This is a genomic window from Roseobacter sp. MH60115 (assembly GCF_015644665.1).
Classification (GTDB): domain Bacteria; phylum Pseudomonadota; class Alphaproteobacteria; order Rhodobacterales; family Rhodobacteraceae; genus Roseobacter.
Window position 1 is genome coordinate 317156 of record NZ_JADOBQ010000003.1, and the last position, 26575, is coordinate 343730.

Annotated in this window: 23 protein-coding genes; 2 read left to right on the forward strand and 21 right to left on the reverse strand. The window is 62.5% G+C overall.

Annotation, left to right across the window (positions count from 1 at the left end; genetic code table 11):
• Positions 1-165: 165 nt before the first annotated feature.
• The 11 genes from lpxC to ftsW form a co-directional block, all read right to left on the reverse strand.
• A complete protein-coding gene (gene lpxC, locus ISX84_RS11955) occupies positions 166-1089 on the reverse strand; it encodes a UDP-3-O-acyl-N-acetylglucosamine deacetylase (RefSeq protein WP_195820596.1) in 924 nt (307 codons plus the stop codon).
• A 207-nt stretch (positions 1090-1296) separates the two neighbouring features.
• Positions 1297-2898, reverse strand: a complete 1602-nt coding sequence (ftsZ, locus tag ISX84_RS11960) for a cell division protein FtsZ (RefSeq protein ID WP_195820597.1) — start codon at positions 2896-2898, stop codon at positions 1297-1299.
• 366 nt (positions 2899-3264) lie between these two features.
• Positions 3265-4599 carry a cell division protein FtsA gene (gene ftsA / locus ISX84_RS11965; RefSeq protein ID WP_195820598.1) on the reverse strand — a complete coding sequence of 445 codons (1335 nt, stop codon included), beginning with the start codon at positions 4597-4599 and terminating at the stop codon, positions 3265-3267.
• Between the two features lies 1 nt (position 4600).
• Entirely contained in the window at positions 4601-5476 is an 876-nt protein-coding gene (locus ISX84_RS11970) for a cell division protein FtsQ/DivIB (RefSeq protein WP_195820599.1), read from the reverse strand.
• Positions 5464-6342: a D-alanine--D-alanine ligase gene (locus ISX84_RS11975; protein WP_229884276.1), complete on the reverse strand. Its 879-nt coding sequence runs from the start codon at positions 6340-6342 to the stop codon at positions 5464-5466. The genes ISX84_RS11970 and ISX84_RS11975 overlap by 13 nt, the downstream gene beginning before the upstream one ends.
• Positions 6343-6501: 159 nt before the next feature.
• Positions 6502-7419, reverse strand: a complete 918-nt coding sequence (gene murB / locus ISX84_RS11980; RefSeq protein ID WP_195820601.1) for a UDP-N-acetylmuramate dehydrogenase — start codon at positions 7417-7419, stop codon at positions 6502-6504.
• A gap of 9 nt (positions 7420-7428) precedes the next feature.
• Positions 7429-7677: a DUF2484 family protein gene (locus ISX84_RS11985; RefSeq protein WP_195820602.1), complete on the reverse strand. Its 249-nt coding sequence runs from the start codon at positions 7675-7677 to the stop codon at positions 7429-7431.
• Positions 7674-7922 (reverse strand): DUF2484 family protein, encoded by a 249-nt coding sequence (locus ISX84_RS11990; protein ID WP_442800622.1) that lies wholly within the window; start codon positions 7920-7922, stop codon positions 7674-7676. Before ISX84_RS11990 ends, ISX84_RS11985 begins: the two co-directional genes overlap by 4 nt.
• A complete protein-coding gene (murC, locus tag ISX84_RS11995) occupies positions 7922-9328 on the reverse strand; it encodes a UDP-N-acetylmuramate--L-alanine ligase (RefSeq protein ID WP_195820603.1) in 1407 nt (468 codons plus the stop codon). Before murC ends, ISX84_RS11990 begins: the two co-directional genes overlap by 1 nt.
• Positions 9325-10428, reverse strand: coding sequence for a UDP-N-acetylglucosamine--N-acetylmuramyl-(pentapeptide) pyrophosphoryl-undecaprenol N-acetylglucosamine transferase (locus tag ISX84_RS12000; RefSeq protein WP_318169188.1), 1104 nt, complete (start codon positions 10426-10428; stop codon positions 9325-9327). The genes murC and ISX84_RS12000 overlap by 4 nt, the downstream gene beginning before the upstream one ends.
• Positions 10425-11594, reverse strand: a complete 1170-nt coding sequence (ftsW, locus tag ISX84_RS12005; RefSeq protein ID WP_195820604.1) for a putative lipid II flippase FtsW — start codon at positions 11592-11594, stop codon at positions 10425-10427. Before ftsW ends, ISX84_RS12000 begins: the two co-directional genes overlap by 4 nt.
• Before the next feature lie 136 nt (positions 11595-11730).
• Here ftsW and ISX84_RS12010 point away from each other — a divergent pair, with 136 nt between their 5' ends.
• A complete protein-coding gene (locus tag ISX84_RS12010) occupies positions 11731-12906 on the forward strand; it encodes an NAD(P)/FAD-dependent oxidoreductase (protein WP_195820605.1) in 1176 nt (391 codons plus the stop codon).
• Positions 12907-12970: 64 nt separating this feature from the next.
• Here ISX84_RS12010 and murD read toward each other — a convergent pair whose 3' ends face one another.
• The 9 genes from murD to mraZ form a co-directional block, all read right to left on the reverse strand.
• Complete coding sequence (murD, locus tag ISX84_RS12015) at positions 12971-14362, reverse strand: UDP-N-acetylmuramoyl-L-alanine--D-glutamate ligase (RefSeq protein WP_195820606.1); 1392 nt, start codon at positions 14360-14362, stop codon at positions 12971-12973.
• A 312-nt stretch (positions 14363-14674) separates the two neighbouring features.
• Positions 14675-16000, reverse strand: coding sequence for a tetratricopeptide repeat protein (locus ISX84_RS12020; protein WP_195820607.1), 1326 nt, complete (start codon positions 15998-16000; stop codon positions 14675-14677).
• Between the two features lie 123 nt (positions 16001-16123).
• Positions 16124-17245 carry a phospho-N-acetylmuramoyl-pentapeptide-transferase gene (mraY, locus tag ISX84_RS12025; protein ID WP_195820608.1) on the reverse strand — a complete coding sequence of 374 codons (1122 nt, stop codon included), beginning with the start codon at positions 17243-17245 and terminating at the stop codon, positions 16124-16126.
• Between the two features lie 3 nt (positions 17246-17248).
• A complete protein-coding gene (locus ISX84_RS12030; protein ID WP_195820609.1) occupies positions 17249-18685 on the reverse strand; it encodes a UDP-N-acetylmuramoyl-tripeptide--D-alanyl-D-alanine ligase in 1437 nt (478 codons plus the stop codon).
• Entirely contained in the window at positions 18682-20163 is a 1482-nt protein-coding gene (locus tag ISX84_RS12035; RefSeq protein WP_195820610.1) for a UDP-N-acetylmuramoyl-L-alanyl-D-glutamate--2,6-diaminopimelate ligase, read from the reverse strand. The genes ISX84_RS12030 and ISX84_RS12035 overlap by 4 nt, the downstream gene beginning before the upstream one ends.
• Positions 20164-20182: 19 nt before the next feature.
• Positions 20183-21964 (reverse strand): peptidoglycan D,D-transpeptidase FtsI family protein, encoded by a 1782-nt coding sequence (locus ISX84_RS12040; RefSeq protein WP_195820611.1) that lies wholly within the window; start codon positions 21962-21964, stop codon positions 20183-20185.
• Positions 21961-22323, reverse strand: a complete 363-nt coding sequence (gene ftsL, locus ISX84_RS12045; RefSeq protein WP_195820612.1) for a cell division protein FtsL — start codon at positions 22321-22323, stop codon at positions 21961-21963. Before ftsL ends, ISX84_RS12040 begins: the two co-directional genes overlap by 4 nt.
• The gene (rsmH, locus tag ISX84_RS12050) at positions 22323-23315 is read right to left on the reverse strand and encodes a 16S rRNA (cytosine(1402)-N(4))-methyltransferase RsmH (protein ID WP_195820613.1); all 993 of its coding nucleotides are present in this window, start codon (positions 23313-23315) and stop codon (positions 22323-22325) included. Before rsmH ends, ftsL begins: the two co-directional genes overlap by 1 nt.
• 3 nt (positions 23316-23318) lie before the next feature.
• Complete coding sequence (gene mraZ, locus ISX84_RS12055; RefSeq protein ID WP_195820614.1) at positions 23319-23822, reverse strand: division/cell wall cluster transcriptional repressor MraZ; 504 nt, start codon at positions 23820-23822, stop codon at positions 23319-23321.
• A 728-nt stretch (positions 23823-24550) separates the two neighbouring features.
• Between mraZ and ISX84_RS12060 the strand changes: the two genes are divergently transcribed.
• Complete coding sequence (locus ISX84_RS12060; protein WP_195820615.1) at positions 24551-25321, forward strand: hypothetical protein; 771 nt, start codon at positions 24551-24553, stop codon at positions 25319-25321.
• On the opposite strand, the gene ISX84_RS12065 is transcribed toward ISX84_RS12060, so the two are convergent.
• Positions 25318-26391: an Mrp/NBP35 family ATP-binding protein gene (locus tag ISX84_RS12065; RefSeq protein ID WP_195820616.1), complete on the reverse strand. Its 1074-nt coding sequence runs from the start codon at positions 26389-26391 to the stop codon at positions 25318-25320. The two genes, ISX84_RS12060 and ISX84_RS12065, sit on opposite strands and share 4 nt — an antisense overlap.
• Positions 26392-26575 lie beyond the last annotated feature (184 nt).

Genomic DNA, 26575 nt, shown 5'->3' on the forward strand with positions numbered 1-26575 from the left:
CACCTTTATTCCGTACCCCCGCACGACGCAATTTGCGCGAACTCTGAGAGGTCCTAGCACAGAAATTTCCCGTGCAAAACGCCCATTGCGCCGTTTGTGTACGCAGGTGTGATAAAGCTTGCTTGAGAAGAGAAGTGTCCGGGAACGACAAGGCGCATCACCGCGTTACGCGACAGCTGGAATCTCGTCCCAGATCAGGCCGTAACCGGGCAGACGCGCTGCCGTGCTTCTGTCACAGACCACCATGCGCACCGCATCCGGTGTCGCAAAGAGGTTGCGCAGCAATGTATTGGTCAGCGAATGACCCGCGCGGACACCGGAATACCGTCCGATGAGCGGCGCACCGGCCAGCGCCAGATCGCCCAGAGCGTCGAGCATCTTGTGACGCACGGGTTCGTCCCGGTGCCGCAGGCCGCCCGGGCTCAACACACGGTCGCCATCAAAGACCACCGCGTTCTCACCCGGCGTGCCACCGAGTGCCAAACCGTTGGCGCGCATCGCATCCACATCCGCCTGACGGCAGAAGGTGCGGCTGTCGCACAGCTCGCGCGCGAAGCTGCCATTGTTCATGACCAGCGATTTTTTCTGATGACCAATCGCCGCGTCGTCAAAATCAATCTCAAAGTCGATCTGCAGCGTGTCCGCAGGGGCCAGCGTCGCAGACGCTTCACCATCGGTTACGGTCACAGTCTTCATCACTTCCAGCGCACGTACCGGCGCAGGCAGCGTCCGCAGACCGCGCTGCATGATGCCGCGCACGAAAGGCACGGCAGACCCATCGAGGATTGGCACTTCGGGGCCGTCAATCTCGACCAGCGCATTGTGCACACCACAGCCAGCCAGCGCCGCCATGATATGCTCGACGGTAGAAACCTGAAGGCCAGATGCGTTCTGGATTTTGGTGCAAAGCGGGGACCGCAGGACAGCGTCCCAGCGCGCCGGGATCAGACGATCGCCAACGGCAACGTCAGTGCGCGAGAACCAGATGCCATGCTCTGCGGTCGCCGGTCTGATCGTGACCGTCGCCTTGTGACCTGTATGAAGGCCACAGCCCGAAAAGCTGATCGCTGATTTGATCGTTGTCTGCACAATAGCCCCACAAAACCCACGGACCCTCCGGCCCTGTTGAACTCGTACCTATGGACTGAACCCATGAGGCTCAACTCAATCTTTGCAACGGACTGAAACACATCTGTTACATTTGGGCACAAAGGCGCCTGCGCGCTACTAAGGTACTGATAATAAAATAAAACGGGCCGCAAAGATGCGGCCCGTTTTTGGCAATTCGTGAAGAGATCAGTTGGCTTGGCGGCGCAAAAATGCGGGAATTTCGATGCGCTCCTGGTCCGGATCAGCCTGATCCTGGGGCATTGGCGCGGGTTCTGCCGCACGCTGCTGCACCGGGGGTTGCTGGCGTGGCGCCTGCTGCGGGCCCCCTTCGGCATGGCCCGTCATCCGGTTGATCAGCGAGTTGATACCAAAGCGGGGCCGTTCCTCTTGCCCAGCGGTCGGTTGTGCTGCGGCCGGGCGATGTGCCTGCTGTGGTGCCGCCTTTTGTGCCGCGGCGCGCAGGCGGGCCATCGCTTCAGGCGAGGGTGTGCCGGGTGTCAGGGCGCGCGGGGCGACGAAGGCTTCAGGCTCCGCCGGTGTATCGACCCGACTCGGTTCAAAAGCGGCAACCTGCGGCTGATAGGCCGGTGCCGGAAGATCATCGTCGGCCTCCTGCGCATAGGTGTCTTCTGCCGCCGTTTGCTCAACATCGAGCGATTCAAACAAGGTCGGCTCTTCCGCTGCTTCTGCAACAACGCTTTCCTGTGTCTCGGTCATCGTCATGACCGCCGCCATCGGTTCTGCCTCTTCCTCGGCAACCACAGCCGGTTGCAGCGGCTGCGACAGGGACCGGCGTGGCACAGGCATCTCCGTGTTCACATCCGTTGCGTCGATGCCGGTGGCAACCACGCTCACCCGCATCAAGCCGCCCATTTCGGTATCCAGCGTGGAACCAACGATGATGTTCGCTTCCGGGTCCACTTCTTCGCGGATGCGGTTCGCGGCTTCGTCCAACTCAAAGAGCGTCAGATCGTGACCGCCGGTGATGTTGATGAGGACACCTTTGGCCCCGCGCAGGCTGATTTCATCCAGCAGCGGGTTGGCAATGGCCTTTTCGGCGGCCTGGATGGCGCGATCTTCACCATCATCTTCCCCTGTGCCCATCATCGCCTTGCCCATCTCGTCCATCACGGCACGCACATCGGCAAAGTCGAGGTTGATGAGACCCGGACGGACCATCAGATCGGTCACACCCTTCACACCCTGATAAAGCACATCGTCGGCCATGGAGAAGGCTTCGGTGAAGGTGGTTTTTTCGTTCGCCAAACGGAAGAGGTTCTGGTTAGGGATGATGATCAGCGTATCGACGACCTTTTGCAGCGCCTCGACGCCGTCTTCGGCCTGGCGCATCCGCTTGGCGCCTTCGAACTGGAAGGGCTTGGTCACAACGCCAACGGTCAGCACACCCAGCTCGCGCGCAGCCTGCGCGATGATCGGTGCGGCCCCGGTGCCGGTGCCCCCGCCCATACCGGCGGTGATGAAACACATATGCGCGCCGGCCAGATGATCGACGATCTGCTCGATGCTTTCTTCCGCCGCTGCCGCGCCAACGGTTGCCCGCGCGCCCGCGCCCAAACCTTCGGTGACCTTGATGCCCAGCTGCACGCGGTTGTCCGACTTGGCCTGCTGCAGCGCCTGCGCGTCCGTATTCGCCACAACGAACTCGACGCCGTCCAGCTCCTTCTCGATCATGTTGTTGACCGCATTGCCCCCGGCCCCACCCACACCGAACACGGTGATACGAGGTCTGAGGTCCGCCTGTCCCGGCATCGAAAGAGTAAGGGTCATAATACAATCCGCCTGTGCTGCTGCCCCGCATTCGCGGGTGCTTTTGGTGCCTATTCAGGGCTAACACTACCTGTTGAGCGCCGCAGCGTCACGTAAAAAACACAGTTTTGCCACAAAATATGGGCTGAAAGCGGCATCAAACCCCTGCTGACGGTAGGCATTGGCAAGATGTCGCGCAAAGCCACGCAATCGGCACTAAAAAACGCGCAAAGGATTCGGTCGGATGCGGTGCACCCGGTACGCGCCCTGCGCGGTGAGTCTGACATTTTCGGACGACTGCTCGGTCGCCTTTGGGCCTCTGCGGGCCTTGTCCAAACAGTATCACAGCGCAGCACATGCGTCACCGTGATTCGTGTTTTCAATGTCCTACCAGTTGTCGCGGAACCAACGGACCGCGCGCTTGAGCGACCGGTTCGGATAGCGCTCTGCCGGGATATCGAAATCCCACCATTCATCCTGCGGGTGGGCGGCAAAAAGCGTCAAACCAACCACGGAGGCAAAGCTGGGGCCGGTCGCGACCTGCGGCAACCCGTGCACACGCAGGGGCCGGCCCAGCCGCACCTGCTGGCCCAGGATCTTGCTGGCCAGCCCGTCGAGCCCGGGGATCTGGCTGCCCCCGCCCGTGAGCACGATCTGCTGGCTGGGCAGATGGTCAAACCCGGCCGCATCCAGCCGGGCGCGGACCTCTTCGAGGATTTCCTCCACCCGGGGGCGCATGATGCCGATGACTTCCGCCCGGCTGGCGGTGCGGCGGTCGTGTTCGAAATCGCCGGTGTCGCCGCCAATCTCGATCATCTCGCGGTCGTCCATCCCCGTGGCATGCACACCACCGTGCATGGTCTTGATCCGCTCGGCCATGGACATGGGTACCTGAAGCCCCATGGAAATATCGCCGGTCACGTGATCACCGCCCATACGCACGGTATCGGCAAAGATCATGTGTTTCTTGATGAAAATCGACACGCCCGTGGCCCCGCCGCCCAGATCGATGCAGGCGGCGCCCAGCTCCTGTTCGTCCTCCACCAGCGCGGCAATGCCGCTGACATAGGCCGAGGAGGCGATCCCCGCCAATTCCAGATCGCACCGTTTGATGCAATGCGCCAGGTGCTGCACCGCCGAGCCATCGACGGTCAACATATGCATATCCACCGACAGCGCATTCCCCAGCTGCCCCCGCGGGTCGCTGAGGCCCGAGCGGTGATCCAGCGCAAAATTCACCGGCTGTGCGTGCAGCACTTCCCGGCCCGCGCCATAGTCGGGCACATCGCAGGCTGCCAGCGCCCGCGCCACGTCCTGTTCGTCCACCGCCTGCCCGTCGAGATCGACCTGGGCGTCCAACCCGTAGGATCGCGGATCGGCCCCGGCAAAACAGGCGATCACGTGATCCACCCGGATACCCGCCATCTTCTGCGCACCTTGCAGCGCGGTGCGAATGGCACGCTCGGTCTCCTGCATGGCGCAGATCTCGCCAAACCGCACCCCGCGCGAGCGGGTGGTGGCCGCGCCGATCACACGGAACTGCGACTGCCCGGCGAGCGAACCGATCTCGCCCTCCTCGCCCAGATCGCCGATGCCGTCAAAGCGCAGCACGAGACAGGAGATTTTAGAGCTGCCCACATCCAGAATGGCCACCACACCGCGCTGCATGGCCGCTTTGCGCATGTTGCGCATCTGACGCTGGCTTTCGTACAAGTCCATCATTCTACTGCCCTGAAACCTTCTTTATTTCCCACCACAGCGTGGCCGCCTGTTCGCTCATCTGCACGGTTGGCCGCGCGGCAAGACGCAGGTCAACCCGCACCACATCGCGCGCGAGCACATCCTCTGCAGCATCGAGTGCGATCACCCGTTCGAGCGCTTCAACCGCGCCCTGTTCCGGCAGCAGGATCCGCTGATCCCGGTCCAGCACCACGTCCCAGCGCCGCGCGCCCATGCGCACGATGCCGCGCAACCGGACCCCAAGAGGGGCGGCTGCCCGATAGAGGTTGAGCGCCTCTTTCACCTCGCCTTCCGCCCCTTCGCCCGCGATGAGCAACAGGTCAGGCCGGTCCATGCGCTTGTCCAGCTTGCCCAGATGCGCGCCGGTGATGTCGACCAGGGTCAGACCATCCCGGCTGCGCCAAATCGCGACCGGCGTGCGCGGCGTGACGTCCACCTGCAGCACCCCGCCGGGACGGATGCGCACGCCCACCGTCTTGACCGGCGCGAGCCCGGCAATGGTGTTCCGGATCTCCGTCAGGTTGAGGTCAAAGGAACTGATCGGGAAGTCCAGCGGCACCACTTCGCGGATGTCTTGCGCAAGGTCGTCATCGCCGCCGTCGATGGCCATCAGATGCACCATGAACTCAGGACGGGTCTCGAAACTGGCACGGGCCTCGGCCACCGTGTCGCGGATCATCTGGCGGTTGGCCTCCTCCGACAGCCACCATGTGGCCGCCCCGAAGGTCAGCGCCATCGGCACGCCTGCGCGCAACATCAACAGGAAGGCGGGCGTCAGCATCAGCCGCTGCATCCGCCAGGCCCAGCGGGACGGGGCCGGATCACTGGGGCCGGGTCTGCGCGATTTCAGCGATCGCATGAGGCGTCCTCCACCATCCAGGCGCAGAGCTGCCCGAAACTCATGCCACAGGCCTGCGCCTGTTCCGGCGTCAGGGAGGTCGCCGTCATACCCGGCTGCGTGTTGGTCTCCAGCAGGATCAGCCCGTCGGCGCCCTTGCTTTCATCCCAGCGAAAATCAGTGCGGCTCACGCCCCGACATCCCAACGCCCTATGCGCCCTCAGGGCATAGTCCATGCAGAGGTCAAAAATCTGAGGCGGCACATCCGCAGGCACCACGTGCCGCGACCCGCCGGGTTTGTATTTGGCATCGTAATCGTACCAGCCATCGGTCAGAATATCCGTGACCGTCAGCGCCCGGTCCCCCAGAACGGTGGTCGTCAACTCACGCCCCGGCGCAAAGGCCTCGACCATCACCTCTTCCGGCATGTCCGCTGCCAGTTGCGGCGGGCCGTTGCTGTCTTCATGCACAAGATAGATGCCGACGGACGAGCCTTCGTTGTTGGGCTTAACCACATAGGGCGGCGGCATGACATGGCGGCTGCGCACCTCGGCTGAGGGGATTAGGATACTGGGGACCGTCGGCAGGCCCGCCGCGGCAAAGGCCGCCTTGCTGCGCTGTTTGTCCAGGGCCAAAGCGGAAGACAGCACACCGGAATGGGAATAGGGTATGCCGATCCACTCCAGCAGCCCTTGCACGCAGCCATCCTCGCCCCAGCGCCCATGCAGGCAGTTCAGAACAGCATCCGGTTTGAGTTCCGCCAGAACAGAGCACAGATCGGGGCCTGCATCGACCTCGATCACCTCAAATCCTTCTCCCCGCAGCGCGGCAGTACAGGCTTGCCCACTTGACAGAGACACTTCGCGCTCAGCCGAAGGGCCGCCCATCAATACCGCCACACGTTGGGGTGTCCTGCTCGACTGACCCACTTGGTGCCTCTTTACCAGACCTCTGGGGCCCGTTCTTCGTTGTTTTGGTCCGACTTTTGCGCCGGTTCACCGTCGTTTTTCTGCATGCAGTCTGGCGGGATCGTGGTTAAGGAACCCTTAATTCTCGCCCACGCGCTTGATTTCCCATTCTAGCGTGATACCGCTTTGGGCGTAAACCTTTTTTCGCACCGCTTCACCCAATCCCTCAAGATCCGCCGCCGTGGCGTCCCCGGTGTTGATCAGGAAGTTGGAGTGTTTCTGGCTCATCTGTGCGCCACCAAGCTGCGCCCCGCGCAGGCCTGCGTCGTCAATGACTTTCCACGCTTTGAGATCATGCACGTCATCCGCCCGCCCAGTGGAGGAAAACCCCGCCGGATTGCGAAAGGTCGACCCGGCGCTGCGGTCTTTCGTGGGCTGGGTCGCGTCACGCTTGGCGATCTGATCGGCCATACGCGCGTGTAATTCTGCGGGATCGCCTTTGGGCGCGGCAAATGTGGCCTGCGCCAGGACGCAGCCCTCGGGCACCTGGCTCTGGCGGTAGGCGAAGCGCAAATCGTCTGGCCGCAGCGTGATAATCTCACCCTCACGCGTCACCGCCTGCGCCTCCACCAGCACATCCGCCGTATAGCTGCCATAGCAGCCCGCGTTCATCCTGACCGCCCCGCCAATGCTGCCCGGAATGGTGCGCAGGAACGTCAGATCGCGCCCGGCATCCGCAGCCCTTTTCGCCACATGGGCATCCAGTGCGGCAGCCCCGGCGATCACAAAGCCGTCCGTCACCTCGATCCCGTTGAAGCCGCGCCCCAGGCGGATCACCACGGCGCGCAACCCGCCATCGCGCACGATCAGGTTGGAGCCGACACCCATTGGAAAGACGGCGATTTCGGGTGACAGGGCAGCCAGAAAATCGCTCAGGTCCTGCAGGTCAGCCGGTTGAAAGAACCAGTCTGCCGGGCCTCCGACCCGCAGCCATGTCAGCTCGCTCAAGGACCGGTTTGGCGTCAGGCGGCCACGGACGTCAGGCATATCTGTCATGCCGTGATCCTAGCGCAGGGTCCGGCGTTTGATCCAGCGGCCCAGATAGATCACCGGCCAGCGCAGCACGGAGACCCCGCCCGCCATGACCAGCAGGCCAAGCCAGGGCCCGTGCAGCCAGGTAACATAGCCCACGATCGGAATGCCGATGGCGATCAGCATATAGGCGTTGCGCCAATGGTGGTCCTTGCTGGGGGTCATGGCCAGAACATTGGCCACCACGGCCCAGAGCGCCGCCAGGATGAGGGGGAGGCTCATTTCGGGATCTCCGGTCTTTCGCCACGGGCCCGGGCCAGAAAATAACGCAGCGGATTACGAAACATGGATACAAAAGCAAAAAGCGCGAGGGCCGCGGCCCACCAGCTGACGTCAAAACCGATCCAGAGGATCAGGCAGGGCGCGGCGAGCAAGAGCGCAACACCGGGGATGTATTGATGGCGCATCGGCAGCATCGCCACCAGGGCGGAGGCAAAGACCCAGGCGACGCAGGCCCAGAGCAGCATCAGGCAGCTCCTTTGCGCAGACGGTCGGGCAGGCCATTCGCCCAGGTGCTGATGGTACCGGCACCGAGGCAGACCACCATATCACCCGGACGGGCCTGCTCGCGCACGAGGCGTTCGAGGTCATCCTCTCCCACGACCGCGCGCGCGTGACGGTGGCCGTGGCGGATGAGGCCAGCGACCAGATCATCGCGGCTGGCGCCCTCGATGGGGTCTTCGCCGGCACCGTAGACTTCGGCAATGCCAACCACATCGGCGTCGTTGAAACAGGCGCAAAAGTCATCGAAAAGACCGGAGAGCCTTGTGTAGCGGTGCGGTTGGTGCACAGCAATCACGCGGCCTTCGGTCGCCTGCCGCGCCGCTTTCAGTACCGCAGCGATTTCAACCGGGTGGTGGCCATAGTCATCGATGATCGTCACACCACTAACTTCGCCCACACGGGTGAAGCGCCGGTTAACGCCGCCAAACTTGGCTAACGCGTCGCGAATCTGCTCGCCCTTCATGCCCAGATGGCGCGCCACGGCAATCGCGGAAAGCGCGTTGGAGACATTGTGGTCCCCCGGCATCGGCAGGGTGCAGCCTTCGATCAGGATGTCTTCGGCCTGCAGCGCCACATCGAAATGCGCGATGCCATTTTTGTAACTGAGATTGGTTGCGCGCACGTCGGCCTGCGCATTGAACCCATAGGTCACGACGCGTCGGTCGGTGATCTTGCCCACCAGCGCCTGTACCTCGGCATGATCGGTGCAGCAGACCGCGACCCCGTAGAATGGGATATTGGAGACGAAATCCAGAAACCCCTGCCGCAGCGTGTCGAAATCGCCCCAGTGCTCCATGTGCTCGGGGTCGATGTTGGTCACGATGGCAATGGTGGCGGGCAGCCGGTTGAAGGTGCCGTCGCTCTCGTCGGCCTCCACCACCATCCATTCGCCCTCGCCTGCCCGCGCGTTGGAGCCGTAGGCGTGGATGATGCCGCCATTCACCACTGTCGGGTCAAACTCGCCAGCATCCAGCAGGGTTGCCACCATTGTCGTAGTGGTCGTCTTGCCATGGGTGCCCGCTACGGCGATGTTGGATTTCAGGCGCATGAGCTCCGCCAGCATCTCCGCCCGTCTGACGATCGGCAGACCCTGCGACCGCGCGGCATCAAGTTCGGCATTGCCGGGTTTGATGGCGCTGGAAATCACGACAACCTCGGCGTTGGCGATGTTCTCAGCACGCTGCCCTTCAAAGACATGCGCGCCCAGTTCTTCGAGCCGCCGGGTGATCGGCGTCGCCTTGAGATCCGAGCCCTGCACGGTATAGCCGTGGTTCAGAAGCACCTCGGCGATGCCCGACATGCCGATGCCGCCAATGCCGACAAAGTGGATGGGCCCGACGTCGCCGGGCAGTTTGGTTGCTGCGCTCATGTGCTTTGCCCTTTTGCTGCCAGCTGCTCGACCATCTCCACCAGCGCCTCCGTGGCGTCCGGCTTGCCGAATCCGGCAGCGGCGCGCGCCATGTGCATGGCGGCGTCCGGATTGTCCAGCACCGTCAGGATGTGTTCCGCAACGGCATCTACGTTCAGGCGGCTTTCCGGGATCATGATCGCCCCGCCCGCCTGCACCAATCCGCGGGCATTGGCGGTCTGGTGATCGCCTGTCGCTGCCGCATAGGGGATGAGGATGGACGGTCGGCCAATGACCGACAGATCGGCCACGGATGACGCCCCTGCCCGGCTGATCACCAGCTGTGCTTCGGTCATGCGGCGCGGCACATCGTTGAAAAAAACCTGTACATCGGCGTTGATCCCGTGTTCGGCGTAGAAACCCGCGACCCGCTCCAGATCTTCCTCCCGCGCCTGATGGCTGACCCGGATGTTGCGCAGCATCTGCATCGGCAGGGCGGCAATGGCGGGCGGGATGACGTCGCTGAGAATACGCGCCCCTTGCGAGCCGCCAATCACCAGCAGCTCCATGGGATAGTCGCCCGGAGCGATGTATCCGGCCTCTGCGCGATCAAGAATGGCACGCCGTACCGGGTTGCCGGTGTGGTGACCCTCCACACCCTCGGGCAGGTCGGTGGGCCAGGTGCCACAAGCGATGGCATCGACGCGGGGGGCAAAGACCTTGTTCACCCGGCCCAGAATGCCGTTCTGCTCGTGGATCATCCGGGGCAGTTTCATCAGATGCGCCGCCGAGAGCGCCGGGATCGTCGGATAGCCGCCAAACCCCACAACCACGGCGGGCTTGTCCCGCATGAAGCCCCAGATCGACGCCAGCGTCCCAAGCACAAGGCGCGGGGCCACCACCGCCTTGGCCAGCAGCCCGCCGCGCGCAAAGGTGGCGCTGCTGATCTCCTCGATCTCGGTGGAATGCGGGAAGCCCTTCGTGTACCGCGCACCCCGTGCGTCGGTGCTGAGCTTCACCCGCCAGCCGCGATGCAACATCGCTTCGGCCAGCGCCTGCGCAGGGAACATGTGCCCGCCGGTACCGCCTGCGGCGATCAGCAGGAGAGGTTGCGCGCTCACGGGGCGCGCCCGCGCGACAGCAGATCGCTGATTTCACCCTGTGGCCGTGTCCGCGTGAAAGCAAGCAGCATGCCCACGGCGATGCCGCTGGCAATGACCGACGACCCACCGTAGCTGACAAACGGCAATGTCATGCCCTTCGCAGGCAGCAGGCGCACCGCGACCCCCATGTTGATCATCGCTTGAACACCCAGCGTGCAGGCAAGCCCGGTTCCGGCCAGGCGGATGAACGGATCGCGTTCACGCACCAGCCGCAGCAGCGAGCGCACGACCACCGTGGCGTAGAGCGCAATGATCACCAGCACGAGGATCAGCCCGTATTCTTCGGCAGCCACCGCGATGATGAAGTCGGTATGCGCATCGGGCAGCGACCATTTCACCTGCCCCTCGCCCACGCCGACGCCAAAGAATCCACCCTCCTGAATGGCGTTGGTGGCATAGCCAAGCTGTGTGCGCGGATCAATTTCCGGCGACAGGAACCCGTCAATCCGGCGCGCGAAATGCTCGGACCCGGAATAGGCCAGCGTGCCCCCAAAGACGACCAGCGCCGCCATTCCCACCAGCAGCACCATCGGCGCACCCGCCACGAAATACATCACGCCCCAGCTGAAAAGCACCAGACAGGCCTGACCGAAATCAGGTTGCAGCACCAGCATCGACGCAATGGCCACACAGAGGGCGAGCGACCAGGTCTTGCCCGGTGGACCGTTCAGCTCCGTCGAGGCCGCCATCATCCAGGCCGCCACAATCACGAAGGCAGGCTTCAGGAACTCAGACGGCTGCACGGAGGCAAACCCGAGCCCGTACCAGCGCACAGCGCCCTTGCCGAAATCCGTCCCAAAGAAGGGCAGCAAGGCGAGGCCAACAAAGGCCGCGACAAACCCCAGGACCGCCAGACGCCGCACCAGCACCGGCGACATCATGGAGGTGATGATCATGGCCACCAGGGCAAACACGCCAAAAACCGCCTGACGCTGCACATAGTGAAACGGCTCAAACCCGTTCTTTGCGGCAAGCGGCGGGGAGGCCGCGAGCCCCAGCAAAAGCCCCACGGCAAAGAGCATCAGAATGCAGGACATCGCCCATTTATCGATCGTCCGCCACCATTTGGGAAGGATCGGTTCGCCATCACGAACCGGAACTGCGCCATAGACCATTTCTGTCATGGGTGCCTGCCTTGGATTACCATACTGCCTCGATGCGCCCCTTTTCGGGGTCTACAAGGCCGATAGTAGCGCGAAATCATCCTCAGCACCAGCCTCAAGACTTGCTATTGGTCGGTTTTCGCGCCAGTTGGCGGCGATGCAGGTTGATACGGCAATCATAGGCGCAGGGGCCGCTGGCATGATGTGTGCCGCCCACGCAAAAGGGCGCATTCTGCTGGTGGATCACGCACGCGCACCGGGGGAGAAAATCCGCATCTCTGGCGGCGGGCGCTGTAACTTCACCAATCTCTACACGGACGCCGGGGCCTTCCTGTCGCGAAACCCGCATTTCGCCAAATCCGCACTGGCCCGCTACACGCAATGGGACTTCATCGATCTGGTGGACCGCCACGGTATCACCTGGCATGAAAAGACGCTGGGCCAGCTCTTTTGTGACACCTCGGCCAAAGAGATCATCGCGATGCTCCGGGGATTGATGCAGCAAAACGGCGTCGATCTGCGGTTGCAAACCACGGCACATGGTTTTGCAAAATCCCCGGATGGGTTCACGTTCAGCCTGGAAACAGACGGCACCACAACGCAGATCACCGCGAATACCCTCGTCATCTGCACAGGCGGAAAGTCGATCCCCAAGATGGGGGCGACCGGTCTCGCATACGACCTTGCCGCTCAGTTCGGCCTGCCGATCACCGAAACCCGCCCCGCGCTGGTCCCCTTCACCTTTGACAAGGAACGGTTTGCCGATCTTGCGGGCGTCTCCGCCAAAGCCCGGATCACAGCGGGCGCCCAAAGCTTTGACGAAGCCCTGCTTTTCACCCACAGAGGCCTCTCTGGCCCGGCCGTCCTGCAGGCGTCCTCCTATTGGCGGGAGGGCGAGGAGGTCTCCGTCAACCTGTCGCCGGATACCGACCTCATGGACAAGCTGCGCAACCAGCGCCACCAATCGGGTCGGCGCAACCTGACGACAGAACTGGCCACCCACCTGCCCGCGCGTCTGGTCGATCATCTGGCGCGCGAAATCGACCTGACGGGCAATCTCGCAGATCAATCCGACCAACGACTGGGTACCATCTGCAAAAAACTGTCCGACTGGCGTCTGAAACCAACCGGCACGGAAGGCTACCGCACCGCCGAAGTCACGCTGGGCGGCGTTGACACCGATGCACTCTCCGCCCGGACGATGGAAGCAAAATCCGTGCCGGGGCTCTACGTCATCGGCGAGGCAGTGGATGTCACCGGCTGGCTTGGCGGATACAACTTCCAATGGGCGTGGTCGTCCGCCATGGCCGCCGCACGGGCCCTTAACAGCTGACCTTTCATTGTTCTGAAAATATGCCCGCCGGAGGCAACCGACAGCCCCCGCAAAAGCAAACAGCTCAGAGATAGGCCCGCACCGCGGCCACGAAATCATCGCCGCGCTGCTCGAAGTTGTCATATTGATCGAAACTGGCCGCCGCAGGCGCCAGCAGAACAACATCCCCCTCTTCCGCCTCGGCCACGGCACGGGCCACCGCCTTGTCCATCGTGGTGCAAACCTCAGCGTCCATCGGCAGTTGCATGGCAAAGGACGCTGCCTCCCGACCGATCACATAGGCCTTGCGCACCGAGGATGCGGCGCCGAGCTCCGCCAATCCGCCCTCTTTTTCCAACCCGCCGCAGATCCAGCGCACCCGCTCGAAGGCAGACAGCGCCTTGGCCGCCGCATCCACATTCGTGGCCTTGCTGTCGTTCACAAACCGCACGCCGTTCTTTTCGCCGATCAGCTGGCTGCGATGCGGCAACCCGCTGAAACTGTGGAACGCGCCTTCGATCACCTTCGGCGCCAACCCCAACGCCCGACAAACCGCATAGGCCGCGCAGGCATTCTGGTGGTTATGGGCCCCCGGCAACCCCGGCACCCCGCGCAAATCGATGGACCCCACCTGTTTGCCCTTCCGGTATTCCGACAGGAACCCCTTGCGCGCAAAGACCTGCCATCCCGGCCCGGTCAGCTTCCCGGCCACGGAGACGCGGATGACCCGGTCATCCCTGCGCCCCTCGGAGAGCTGTCCGGCCAGATACTGCCCCTCGGGTTCATCCACGCCAATCACCGCCCGGTCCGGTCCGCCTTCGGAAAAGAGCCGTCGCTTGGCGGCAAAATACCCCCCCATCCCCGCGTGCCGGTCCAGATGATCCGGTGAGAGATTGGTAAACACTGCGATATCCGGTGTCAGGCTGCGCGCCAGCTCGGTCTGGTAGCTCGACAGCTCCAGCACCACCACCTCGCCATCAATGGGCGGCTCCAGATCGAGCACCCCACGCCCGATGTTCCCGGCCAGCTGACAGGGACGCTCAACCTCCGACAGAATATGGTGGATCAATGCGGAGGTCGTGGATTTCCCGTTCGACCCGGTGACCGCCACAACGCGCGGTGCAACGTCAAACCCGTTCCACGCATGTGTCGCAAAGGACTGAAAGAAGAGACCAATGTCATTGTCGACCGGCACCCCCGCCGACAGCGCGGTTGCAACAACCGGGTTCGGGGTGGGGTAGAGATGCGGAATGCCGGGGCTGACGATCAGCCGTGCGATATCGTCAAAATCAGCCGCCGTGCGAAACGGCTGGCACCTGAACCCCTCCGCCTCGGCGCGCGCCGTCGCCGCCGGGTTGTCATCCCAGCAAAGCGGCGTCGCCCCACCCGCCGCCAGTGCCCGCGCGGCGCTTAGTCCCGAGCGACCCAACCCCAGCACGGCAACTTTCTGACCTTGCACACCTACAACCGGAATCACGCGCGGCTCTCCTTTCACGTTTCGGAGACACTGCCGCCCGGAGCGTCCGGGGGCAAGCCGGTTAGCGCACCCGTGACAAGGCGCGGACGGCATTGGAGAGCGTCTTACAGCATTTTGCGTTTTGCCTGAGCCGACCTCATTCCAAAGCCCCTTCGAGCAAAAGGAGAAGTGGTCTCTTGCGTGTCAAACTAGACACAGAGTGCGTCGCCCCCGCGCCAGTTGAACAGCGTTTGAGGCGACACCCCGCCGCAAGCATCAGATCCGTAACCCATCGGTTTGGCATCGCCGTGAACGCCCCCCGGGCAGGCGTCTTCAACCCAATCTTGTGCTCAAATCGGCAAGGGTGTCCTGAGCCATCGTGATGCGGCGGTCCCCCTCAGGCAGCGATTGACGGTAGATGTCGACCACCTGCTCCGCCAGTGGCAGCGCGTCCGCAATACGACCCTGATCTCGCATGAGGTCAATCAGATTGCCAAGATGAAAAGCATAGTCCGGGTGCATTTCCCCAATCGTGTCGCGATCGATTTTCAAGACATCCGCATAGACCTTTTCAGCCGCGTCATACGCGCTTTGTGAGTGCAGCACCCGGGCCAAGTTGTTGAGATGGGCGGCATGGGTCGGATGCGCCTCACCAATCGTCAAACGGTCGATCTTGACCACCTCGTGGTAGATCTCCTCGGCTTCGTCATAGCGCCCCTGCGCCCGCACCGCGAGGCCCAGATTGTTAAGTGTCGTGGCATAGTTGGCATGGGTCGCCCCGACGGTTGCGCGATCAATCTCGAGGACTTTGCGAAACATCTCCTCTGCCGCGTCATGTGCGCCCCGGGCACTCAAAGCACCGGCAAGATTGGACAGTTGGCTGGCGTAGTCTACGGAGTTTTCGCCGGCAGCGGGCTTGATGATCTCAAGCGCGGCCCGGTAGAGCGCCTCCGCGGCCTGAAGCTGATTGAGCGCTTTCAGGGTGCTGCCATGGCGCCCAAGCGCGTTGCCGTAGCTGATTGATGTAGCACCGAATTCCAGCCGCGCAAGCGGCACCATGCGACGGGCAGCGATCTCGGCCAGCCGGTAATTGCCCGCGCGCTCCAGAGTGACAGACAGCGTGTAGAGATCAAATGCAGACAGCGCGCCCCAGTTCAGCACCTCAATCGGTTCACCGCGCGCCAAACCTTCTGCCCGGGCACGGGTCAGCTCTTGCAGGTCGCGCAGGCGCTCCGACGCGGGGTCTGCCGCAAGACCGATCTGCACAAAGCGCGCGGCCTCGTCGAGAGCGGTCTGACCGTCGGTTTCGCTGTCGATGATGCGCTGTTCGGTCAAGATTTCAGCTGCGCGACCGAAGGCTTCGGACTGGCGGTTTGTAAAATCGAGGGCCGCTGTTTCTGCCGCGTCGAATTTACCAGCACTATATAGCTCATTTGCCTTGTCGATAAATCGTTCAGGATCCACATGGCCCAGACGCACTTCGGCGGTGTCGAGCTTTTTGCGACATGCGTCGCGCTCCTGCTCGATATAGATCAGATCCTTTAACGTCTTGCTGCGCCGCCGGAGCAAGCCCAACGTGCTGAGTGTGCCGATGATGGCCAGGATCAGAGTTGCCACATCCACTCCCTGATCCCAGAACTGACCAATGAAATCCCACATCCACGCGCCTCCATGACCCGCCGAGCAGATTAACGAACATCTCTCATTTGCACAGAGGCTTGTTTGGTCCACCCGCCCCTGCGGACGGGGTGGGTGGGTGGGCGTTCGCAGGGGCGGTGCGCGTCAGCGCACTTTTAACGTGGCCAGCCCGATCATCGCCAGGATCAGGGAGATGATCCAGAAGCGGATCACGATGGTGCTCTCCGCCCAGCCTTTTTTCTCATAATGGTGATGGATCGGGGCCATCAGGAAAACGCGTTTCCCGGTGCGTTTGAAATAGAGGACCTGAATGATCACCGACAGCGCCTCGACAACGAAAAGCCCGCCGACGATGGCCAGCACGATCTCGTGCTTGGTGCTGACCGCGATGGCGCCCAAGGCACCGCCCAGAGCAAGGCTGCCGGTGTCGCCCATGAAAACGGCGGCGGGGGGCGCGTTGTACCAAAGGAAGCCAAGGCCACCGCCAAAGAGGCCTGCACAGAAGATCAGGATCTCGCCCGTGCCCGGCACATAGTGCACATCGAGGTACTCGGTGAAATCGACCCGGCCCACCGCATAGGCAATAACACCCAGTGTACTGGCCGCGATCATGACCGGCATGATGGCAAGCCCATCCAGCCCATCGGTGAGGTTCACGGAGTTGGCCGCGCCCACGATCACGATCATGCCGAAGGGGATGAAGAAAAGCCCCAGATTGATCAGCACATCCTTGAAGACAGGCAGCGCAAGCCGTCCGGCGAGCGGATCATACTCCGCCACCCGCGCCGCAAGCTCCACGTCATTCGACGCGTGAATCGACATGGCCCAATAGGTTGCAATCCCGGCGATGACGAACCCCAGCAGCAGCCGCACCTTGCCCGGCACCCCCTTGTGATTGCCCTTTGACACCTTCGCGTAATCATCGGCAAAGCCGATGGCGGCAAAGCTGAGCGTCACGCAAAGCACGATCCAGACAAAGGGGTTGTCGAGCCGCGCCCAGAGCGCCGTCGACGTCACCAGCGCGCCTACGATCAGCAGCCCGCCCATGGTCGGTGTGCCCGCCTTGGCGAAATGCGTCTCGGGACCGTCATCGCGGATGGGCTGGCCCTTGCCCTGACGCTTGCGCAGCACGGCGATCAGCGGTTTGCCAAAGAGGAACCCAAAAACCAGCGCGGTCAGAAAGGCGCCGCCAGCGCGGAAGGTAATGTAGCGAAAGAGGTTGTAAAAATCCCCCCCGTCCGACAGCAGCGTGAGCCAGTAAAGCATCGATTATCCTTCTTCCACATCCAGCGGGGCATGTCCCATTTTGCGGATGGCGTCAACGATGAGACCCAGCTTCATGCTCAGCGACCCCTTGGCCAGCACCACATCGCCACTGTCGAGCCTACGTTTCAGACTAGGCAGCGCCTCCTCCGCGGTCTCGAACCACGCGCCGCGCTGCGCCTCGGGCAGAATATCGTACAGTGATCGCATGAGGGGTCCGATACAATGCACCACGTCCAGCGATTGCATCGCCTGCAAGTGCGCGAGACCGGCATGCAGGGCAATCTCATCCGGCCCCAATTCCTTCATATCACCCAGGAAAGCGATGCGTCGCCCGCGTGAAACGCGCCCGATGTCATTGGTGACGGGGGCTGCGGCAAGCACCTCCAGCGCCGCCTGCATGGACGTCGGATTGGCGTTGTAGCTATCGTCGATCAGGTCCAGCGTCATGCCCACTTCGACAGCATCGAGGTGTATGCGCTCGCGTTGCCCCCGCCCCTTGTAGGGCTTCCACCGACCCAGGGCGGCGACGGCCAGCGCGATATCGGCATGCAGGGCAGCCACCACCGCCAGCGCCCCCAGCGCGTTCATGGCAAAGTGACGTCCCGGCGAGGCGATTTTGTAAAGAAGGGGCTCCGCCCCCATCTGCGCCTGAACGACCGTTGTGTCCTCCCGCAGATCGGCTCGGATCAGTTTGAAATCATAGCCGTGTTCGCCAAAGCTGATATCGCGCAATTTGCAATCCTGGGCCTTGGCCATGAGGATTGCCGCAGTCTCCACATCCGCATTCAGCACCGCAACACCGTTCGGGACAACGCCGTCGAAAATCGAGGCCTTCTCAACTGCGATGCCGGTGATATCCTCAAAAGCTTCCAGATGTGCGGCGGCCACGGTGGTGACCAGCGCCACATGCGGCTGTGCCATTTTAGAAAGCGGGGCGATTTCGCCGGGGTGGTTCATGCCGATCTCGATCACGGCGAATTCGGTGTCGGCAGGCATGCGCGCCAGCGTCAGCGGCACGCCCCAGTGGTTATTGTAGCTGGCGACGGAGGCATGGGTGCGGCCCTGCACGCGCAGCATCTCCAGCAGCATCTCCTTGGTCGAGGTCTTGCCGACAGAGCCGGTGACGGCGGCAACCTTACCTCCCATGCGCGCACGCCCCGCCCGTCCCAGAGCCTGCAGCCCCGCCAAGACGTCGGGGACAATCAAGAGGGGCGCATCCTCCGCCACGCCATCGGGCCGGTGCGTGACAAGGGCTGCTGCAGCGCCTTTCTCCAGCGCCTGGGCCACAAATTCATGACCGTCACGCTGGTCCTTGAGGGCCACGAAAAGGTCACCCGGTTCGATGCTACGGGTGTCGATGGATACGCCCATCGCGGTCCAATCGGTGGTCGCCTGCCCACCTGTCGCCGCCGCCGCGCCCTGCGCGCTCCAGAGGGTCATGCGAACTTCCCGTCCAAGGCCGCCACCGCGACGCTGGCCTGTTCAACATCATCAAAGGGCAGAACATCGTCGCCCACGGTCTGGCCCGTCTCGTGCCCCTTGCCCGCGATCAGCAGCGCATCCCCCGGCCCCAGCGCGTCAACACCGCGCAGAATGGCTTCGGCCCGGTCACCTACCTCTTGTGCGTCTGGCGCGCCCAGCAGCACCGAGGCGCGGATCGTCGCGGGGTCTTCGGTGCGGGGGTTGTCATCGGTCACGATCACCAGATCGGCGTTCTCTGCTGCCGCCTGCCCCATCAACGGGCGTTTGGTGGCATCACGGTCCCCGCCTGCGCCAACGATTGCGATCAACCGCCCGACAACATGCGGGCGCAGCGCCTTGAGCGCGGTGGCAACGGCCCCCGGCGTGTGGGCATAATCCACAAAGACCGTGGCGCCATTGTCGCGTGTCGCCGCCAGTTGCATCCGACCCCGCACGGTCCTGAGATCCTCGAAGGTGTCGAACACCACGTTGGGCTTTTCACCGCAGGCGATCACCAGCGCGGCGGCCAGCAAGACGTTTTCGGCCTGAAAATCCCCAATCAGGTTGAGACGGCGCACGTAGGATTTGCTCAGATGAAAGAACTGGACCGTCTGGCCGGTGGCATCGACCTGAATGTTGCCGAGGTGAAAATCACCGATGTCCCGCCCGACGGAGACCACCGGGCAGCCGCGCGCATTGGCAATCGCGGCCATATCGACGCCGCGCTCTTCCTCAATATTGATCACGGCCTTGGCCTCTTCGGGCAGCACCCGCGCGAACAGCCCCGCCTTGGCGTCAAAATAGGCCTCGAAGCTTTCGTGGTAGTCGAGGTGGTCCTGCGAGAAATTGGTAAACCCGGCAGCCTTGAGGGTCACGCCGTCCAGGCGCCGTTGATCCAGCCCGTGGCTGGAGGCCTCCATCGCCGCATGGGTAACATCGTGCTCGGCGGCCTCGGCGAGCGCGCGGTGCAGAGTGATCGGCTCGGGCGTGGTGTGCATCAGCGGCGCGGTCCACGCGCCTTCCACACCGGTGGTGCCAAGGTTGATCGCGGCGTGGCCCAGCAGCGTCCAGATTTGCCGCACGAAGGTGCTGACCGAGGTTTTGCCATTGGTCCCCGTGACCGCCACCATCACCGGCGGCTGCCGACCAAACCAGAGCGAGGCGGCGCGTGTCAGAGCCTCGCGCGGCTCGGACGTCACGACCAGGGCAGCTTCGCTGGTGCTTAGCTCCTCTGCGGCGATCTTGGCCCCTTCGGCATCTGTCAGCACAGCCGCCGCCCCCATGCGCAGCGCATACTGGATGAACTCCGCGCCATGCATCTTGACGCCCGGCATCGCGGCAAAGAGAAACCCCTCCTGCACATCGCGGCTGTCTACAGCCAGGCCGGTGACCTCCGGATTGCGCCCGGCTTTGGCCGTCAGGCCGAGGGAGGAAAGTGTCTTTGCGTCTGTGCTCATCGGCTCCGCCCTTTCCGGCTCAGTTCCGGGTGAGCTTTACATCGGTAAGCACAGCAGGTTCAACGGTTGGCCTGAGACCCAGCAGCGGGGCGATGCGTTTGATCATCTCCGCCGCCACGGGCACGGCGGTCCAGCCGGCGGTGCGGCGCGGCTTTTCACCGGTGGTGTCGACGGCCTCGTCCAGCGTCACGATCAGCACATAACGCGGATCATGCGCCGGGAAGATCGAGGCAAATGTCGCGATCACCTTATCCTCGTAATACCCGCCCTGAGGGCGCGGTTTATCCGCCGTCCCGGTCTTGCCGCCGACGGCATAGCCCGCGACATCGCCAAAGCTGGCGGTGCCTTCGGTCACCACCCGGCGCAGCATCTTGCGCGCAGCACCGGCGGAGCGTTCGGAAATCACCCGTTCCCCCACCTGCGGCCCGTCCTGCTTGAGGATCGTCGGTTTCACCTTCAACCCGCCATTGGCAATCGCTGCATATCCCACCGCAAGGTGCATCGGGGAGGTTGACAGCCCGTGGCCATAGGAAATGGTCATGGTGCTAAGCTCGGACCAGTTCTTGGGCAGCAGGGGTTTGCCCGTCGCCGCCTCGACGATCTCGAAACCCGTGGCCTCCAGCATGCCCATGGTGCCCATGAACTCCCGCTGCCGCGCCACGCCGATCTGCTGCGCAAGGCGCGCGGTGCCAATGTTGGAGCTCTTCTCAATGATCTTGCTGACCGTCATCGCATTGCCGTAGTTGCGGAAATCACGAATACGGAACTTGCCCCAGCGCAATGGGCCTTTGGTGTCGATCACCGTATCGGGGCTCACCAGCCCCAGATCAAGCGCCTGTGCGACGGTGAAAATCTTGAAGGTCGAGCCCAACTCATAGACGCCCTGTACCGACCGGTTAAAAAGCGGGCTGTCAGAGGCATCGCCAGTGACCGCCGGACGCGGGCGGTTGTTGGGATCAAAGCTCGGCAGGGACACAACACTGACGACTTCGCCGGTGTGGACGTCCATCAGAATGGAGGTCGCGCCCTTGGCGTTCATCAGCTTCATGCCGCCATAGAGCACACGCTCGGCCGCGGCCTGCACGGTCAGGTCGAGCGACAGTTCCAGCGGCTGGTTGCCATTGGCAGGATCGCGCAGATGATCATCAAAATACTTCTCGACCCCGGCGACGCCAATCACCTCGGCGGCATGCACCCCTTCGCGCCCGTAACTCGCCCCGCCCAGCACATGTGCAGCCAGGCGGCCGTTGGGATAGAGCCGCATGTCGCGCGCGCCAAAGAGCAGGCCCGGATCGCCAATCTCATGCACCGCCTGCATCTGTTCGGGGCTGATCTTGCGCTTGATCCAGATGAATTTGCGCTTGCCGGTGAAATCTTCCAGCAATTCCTTTTCATCGAGATCCGGGAAAACACGCGCCAGTTCGCGTGCCGAATGCGCCGGATCGACCATTTGGGGCGGTTGCGCATAAAGGGAATGCGTCTCGAAATTCGTGGCCAGCAGACGCCCGTGCCGATCCACAATATCGGCGCGGCTGGCGTGGATGCGGGCGCCCGGTGCCTCGACGCGCGGCTCCATCGGCTCGGCAGTCGCCAGCAGCCCCATGCGGGCACCGATGACGCCGAAAGCCACCACGAAGAAGAGCCCCAGCACCAGCAGACGCCCCTCGGCGCGCTGGCGGGATTGGTCGCGCATCTGCTCGTGCCGGATGCGGATGTTTTCCCGCTCGATCGCGTCGGGGTTCTCCCCCTTGGCGCGGGCATCGAGAATGCGCGCCAGAGGGCGCAGAGGTGTGCGGATCATGGGCGCGTCTCCCCGGTGTCATCACTGGCAAGGCTGGAGACGTCCACCGGATTGGTGATCGGCAGCAGGGGATCGGGCGGATAGGCCACCTGACCCACCAGGCCAAACTGTTCGGGGTGCAGCTCCAACAGGCCGAGCCGGTCGAAATTGATCTCTGCAAGGTCCCGCAGGCGGTCGGGCCGGTTCAGATAGGCCCATTCCGCGCGCAGCACCGCCAGCCGTTCGTGCGCCGCGCGGATGTCCTGCCGCAAGTCGCGGGTGTCGGCCAGCGCCGATTGTGTCGCATAGTTTTCGCGGTACGCCCAGAAGGCCAGGCCGATCACCGCCAGCGTGGTCAGGATGTAAAGAACCGTGCGCATTAGCTTACCTCTTTGACCACCGGCATGCCGATGGATTTTGCGTCGATCTCGCCTGCCGGTGCTTCTGTGCGGGTTGCCACCCGCAGCTTGGCCGACCGGGCGCGCGGGTTGCGGGCGATCTCTTCGGCATCTGCCGCGATGGCCTTGCGCGATTTCAGGGTGAAGGCCGGGGGAGCCTTCTCCTGTTGCGGGGCGTATCTGTTGGCATTGCCACCTGCCCCGGCACGCGCGGTCAGGAAACGTTTGACCATGCGGTCCTCGACCGAATGAAAGGTCACAACGGCCAATTGCCCGCCGGGCTTGAGCGCGCGCTCCGCCGCCATAAGACCCTGAAACAGCTCACCATATTCATTGTTCACGGCGATCCGCAGCGCCTGAAAACTGCGCGTGGCGGGATGCGACTGCCCGGGCTTGGCGCGCGGCAGGCAGCCCTCGATAATGCCTGCAAGGCGCAAGGTCGTCGTGATCGGGTCCTGTGCGCGCTCGCGCAGAATGGCTTTGGCAATCCGGCGGCTGGCGCGTTCTTCGCCATATTGGAAAAGGATGTTGGCAAGGGTCGCCTCATCCGCCTCGTTCACGATGTCGGCGGCGGAGGGGCCATCCTGGCTCATGCGCATGTCCAAAGGTCCGTCGCGCATGAAGGAAAACCCGCGCTCAGCCTGATCAAGCTGCATCGAAGACACGCCCAGATCGAGCACAATGCCATCGAGGCTCTGCGCGTATGTATCCAGTTTCGAAAAGACGCCGCGCTGCTGCACCAAGCGATCGCCATAGTCAGCGGCCCAACCCGCAGCCATCTCGAAAGCCAGTGGATCGCGGTCCACGGCGATCACCTGCGCGGCCCCGGCGTCGAGAAACCCGCGCGTATACCCGCCTGCGCCAAAGGTGCCGTCAAGCCAGACGCCGGTCACTGGTGCCACCGCCCTCAGAATGGCGGGCAACAGGACGGGAATATGGGGGGCAGATGTGTCAGAGGAGGCCGCAGCAGCCATGGCTTACTCCCCTTGCTTGGAATCCAGGAAGACCAGCGGATCGAAATCATCCGGCAATTCATCAAGCCAGGCTTCGGTCTTGGCCGCTTCCTCCGCCTCGTAGGTCTCGGGCTTCCAGATCTGGAAGGTGTCACCGGCGGCGATGAAAAACGCCTCGCCGTCCAGATCGATCTTGTTGCGCAGCTTGGCAGGCAGCACCAGACGCCCGGTTTCATCGACGGACGTTGGGAAAGACTGCCCGTGAAACAGACGCTGGAGCATCTTGCGCTCCATCGCACCGCGCGGCAGCGCATCTATCTTTTCGTCCACCTCGTTGATGGCCTCGATCGTGTAGCATTCCAGGTAATTGCGGCGATGATCACCGTAGACAATAACCAGCTCAGGTGCATCGCCCGAGGCCCAGTTGGGATCAGCGGCCTCGATCACACGGCGAAAAGAGGCTGGGATAGAGACCCGCCCCTTGGTGTCGACCTTGTGATGGCTTTCGCCTCTGAACCTGCGGCTCACTGCCTTATCCCAATCTTTGACGTCACTTTAAGATTGACGCCTATCCCCCTGCCGTGAAATGGAAACGGCGGGTCGATCTGCTGCCACTGATCAACCCGCCGCCCTCGTCCCGCATCTGCGGGGAAGTCCAGCTGCGCGCGCCACCTGGGGGGATGTCTGCTCGCTCGCGCGCCGGATCTCTTTGGTCGGATGAAAGCGAGGTGCCTGTATGAAACCTGCTAGAGTTTTGTTTGCGTGGGGTCGTTTGTTGCCCCGGGCTCGTTCTCATCTGATGCATAAGGGATACAGTGGGAAACTATGGGTTGGCAAGGGATTTTTAGTTACCAAACTCCTAATTATAGGGGAGTAGGTTAAGACTATTGCTGTGATTTGCTTGAGTATTGCCCCGAAAGTCGCATAAATTGTGACAACATGGTTTGCGCATACAATATATAGACAATACAGATTGGCCTGTTTTGTCCCGCGATTTCCCAGAAAAACTTGAGGCTTGAGAACACACCATCAAGTGTTCCCCTTTTGTACACATATTCGCGGAGAAAACCAGCCAGCTTTGCAACGAATCAAACGGGAATCTGCGGGATTTACCGTTTTAACGCGGCCTTCCCATCTAAACCGCGTTTAGTCCCATCAATTCCCATCCCTAAAATTTAACCAGAATTTTCTTTGTATATGGATGTCGGGCGCCCGTGACGGTAATCCGCCATGGCACCTAAAGAGAAATTTTGCGCGTGAACATTCCCATCGGTATCCTCAGTCGTTCATTTCAGCTTATCTTTGCACAGCCGCATAGAACCCTATTCGTGATCGCACCGGGTGCTGTTCTTTACCTCTTTGCCGCCGCCTTGCTGTTCATGAGCGTGGACCAGGCCGCCGGGCCAGAGGCATCCAATGCTATCAAGAGCTATCCGATGCTTGCCGCTGCTGTGGTTGTTACCTGCCTGGCCTGGATGAGTTTTGCGATCCTGTGGCATCGCCACGCGCTGTTGGAAGGCGACCAGCGGGCAAAGGTCATGCGGCCCGGTGCCGATGTCTACGGCCAATACTTCAAATCTACGCTGGTCATCTTCCTCATCATGTTTGTTCTGGTGCTGGGCGGGGGCATTGCAACCGGGATCGCAGCGCTTGTCGTTAATGTGGCTGCCGGTCCGATGATCGGCGGCTTTGCGAGCATCGGTCTGCTTATTGCATTTTTCACAGGTCTTTCATGGGTTTTGCTGCGGATCAGCCTGATCCTGCCCGCCGCAGCCACCGGTCATGATATGGGGTATCAGCACAGCTGGGACGCGACGCGGCCTGTCGCGCGCGATATCTTCTGGACCGCCGTGCTGCTGGCAATCATCAATACGGTGCTGCAACAATTGGCCATCGGGCTGGCGGGCGCCCTGCCCGCCTACACGTTGATTTTCGACATCGCGTTGGCGGCGATACAAGGATTGGTCTACGTGAGCGTGCTCAGCACGCTCTACGGCCACCTGATACAGGGCCGCTCCCTGAGCTAGGCCATACCGCCCTGAATGAGACCCTGCGCGATGCGCCCGTAGGCCTCGGCCATGGGGCCATCCCCGGCAGCGACCGGCGTACCACCGTCGCCCGCAAGGCGCGTGTCCAGATCAATCGGCAGCGCCCCCAGAAGCGGAACGCCCAGTTTCTTCGCCTCTGCGGCCACCCCGCCCTGGCCAAATATCTGGTGTTCGGACCCGCAATCGGGGCAGACGAACATCGACATGTTCTCAATCAGCCCCAGCACCGGCGTCTTCAGCGTGTCGAACATGTCGAGCGCCTTGCGGGCATCTATAAGGGCCACATCCTGCGGGGTGGAGACGACAATGGCCCCCGTGAGCTCAGATTTGGTGCAAAGCGTCAGCTGCACATCCCCAGTGCCCGGCGGCAAATCGACGAGCAGGATGTCCAACTCCCCCCACTCCACCTGCCCCAGCATCTGCTGCAGCGCGCCCATGAGCATGGGCCCGCGCCAGACCACCGCCTTGCCCTCCTCCAGCATGAAGCCGATGGACATCAGCGTGACCCCATGGGCGTGCAGCGGGATGATCGTCTTGCCGTCGGGCGACGCGGGGCGCTTGTTCACCCCCATCATGCGCGGCTGAGAGGGACCGTATATATCAGCGTCGAGCAGCCCCACCTTGCGGCCCGCCCGCGCCAATGCCACGGCGAGGTTCGAGGACACGGTGGATTTGCCCACCCCGCCCTTGCCGGAGCCGATGGCGAGAATGCGTTTCACCCCACTTGGCTTGGTCGGTCCTGCCTGCGGTTTCGGGTGCCCGCCGATCTTGAGGCTGGGCGGCGCGGGCTTTTTCTCCGCGGGGCCGTGTGCGGTCAGCGCGACCGAGGCTGTCTCAACGCCCGGCAGCTCCCGCACGATCTTCTCGGCGGCATCGCGAAGCGGCCCCATCTGGCGCGCGACCTCCGGGCTGGGCGCTTCGATCACGAATTTCACGGTATCGCCGTCAATGGTCAGGGCACGAATCAAATCATGTTCAATGAGGCTCTTGCCATCCGGTAACGCCACACGCGCCAGCGCTGCCTCAATTTCGGCCTTCGTTACAGACATGCTCAATTTCTCCTCATATGCGCCGTTTTGGTAAGCGCCTGTTTCCGCTAACAGTATTTAGGGTTGATAACTGCTTAACCCTATAGCAACACGCATAAATTTACGCTAGGTCGCCCATGCATTTGCTGCATAGCAGCATTGTTTAGCTGTCTATTGTGCAACCGCAGCATAAGCATAAATATGG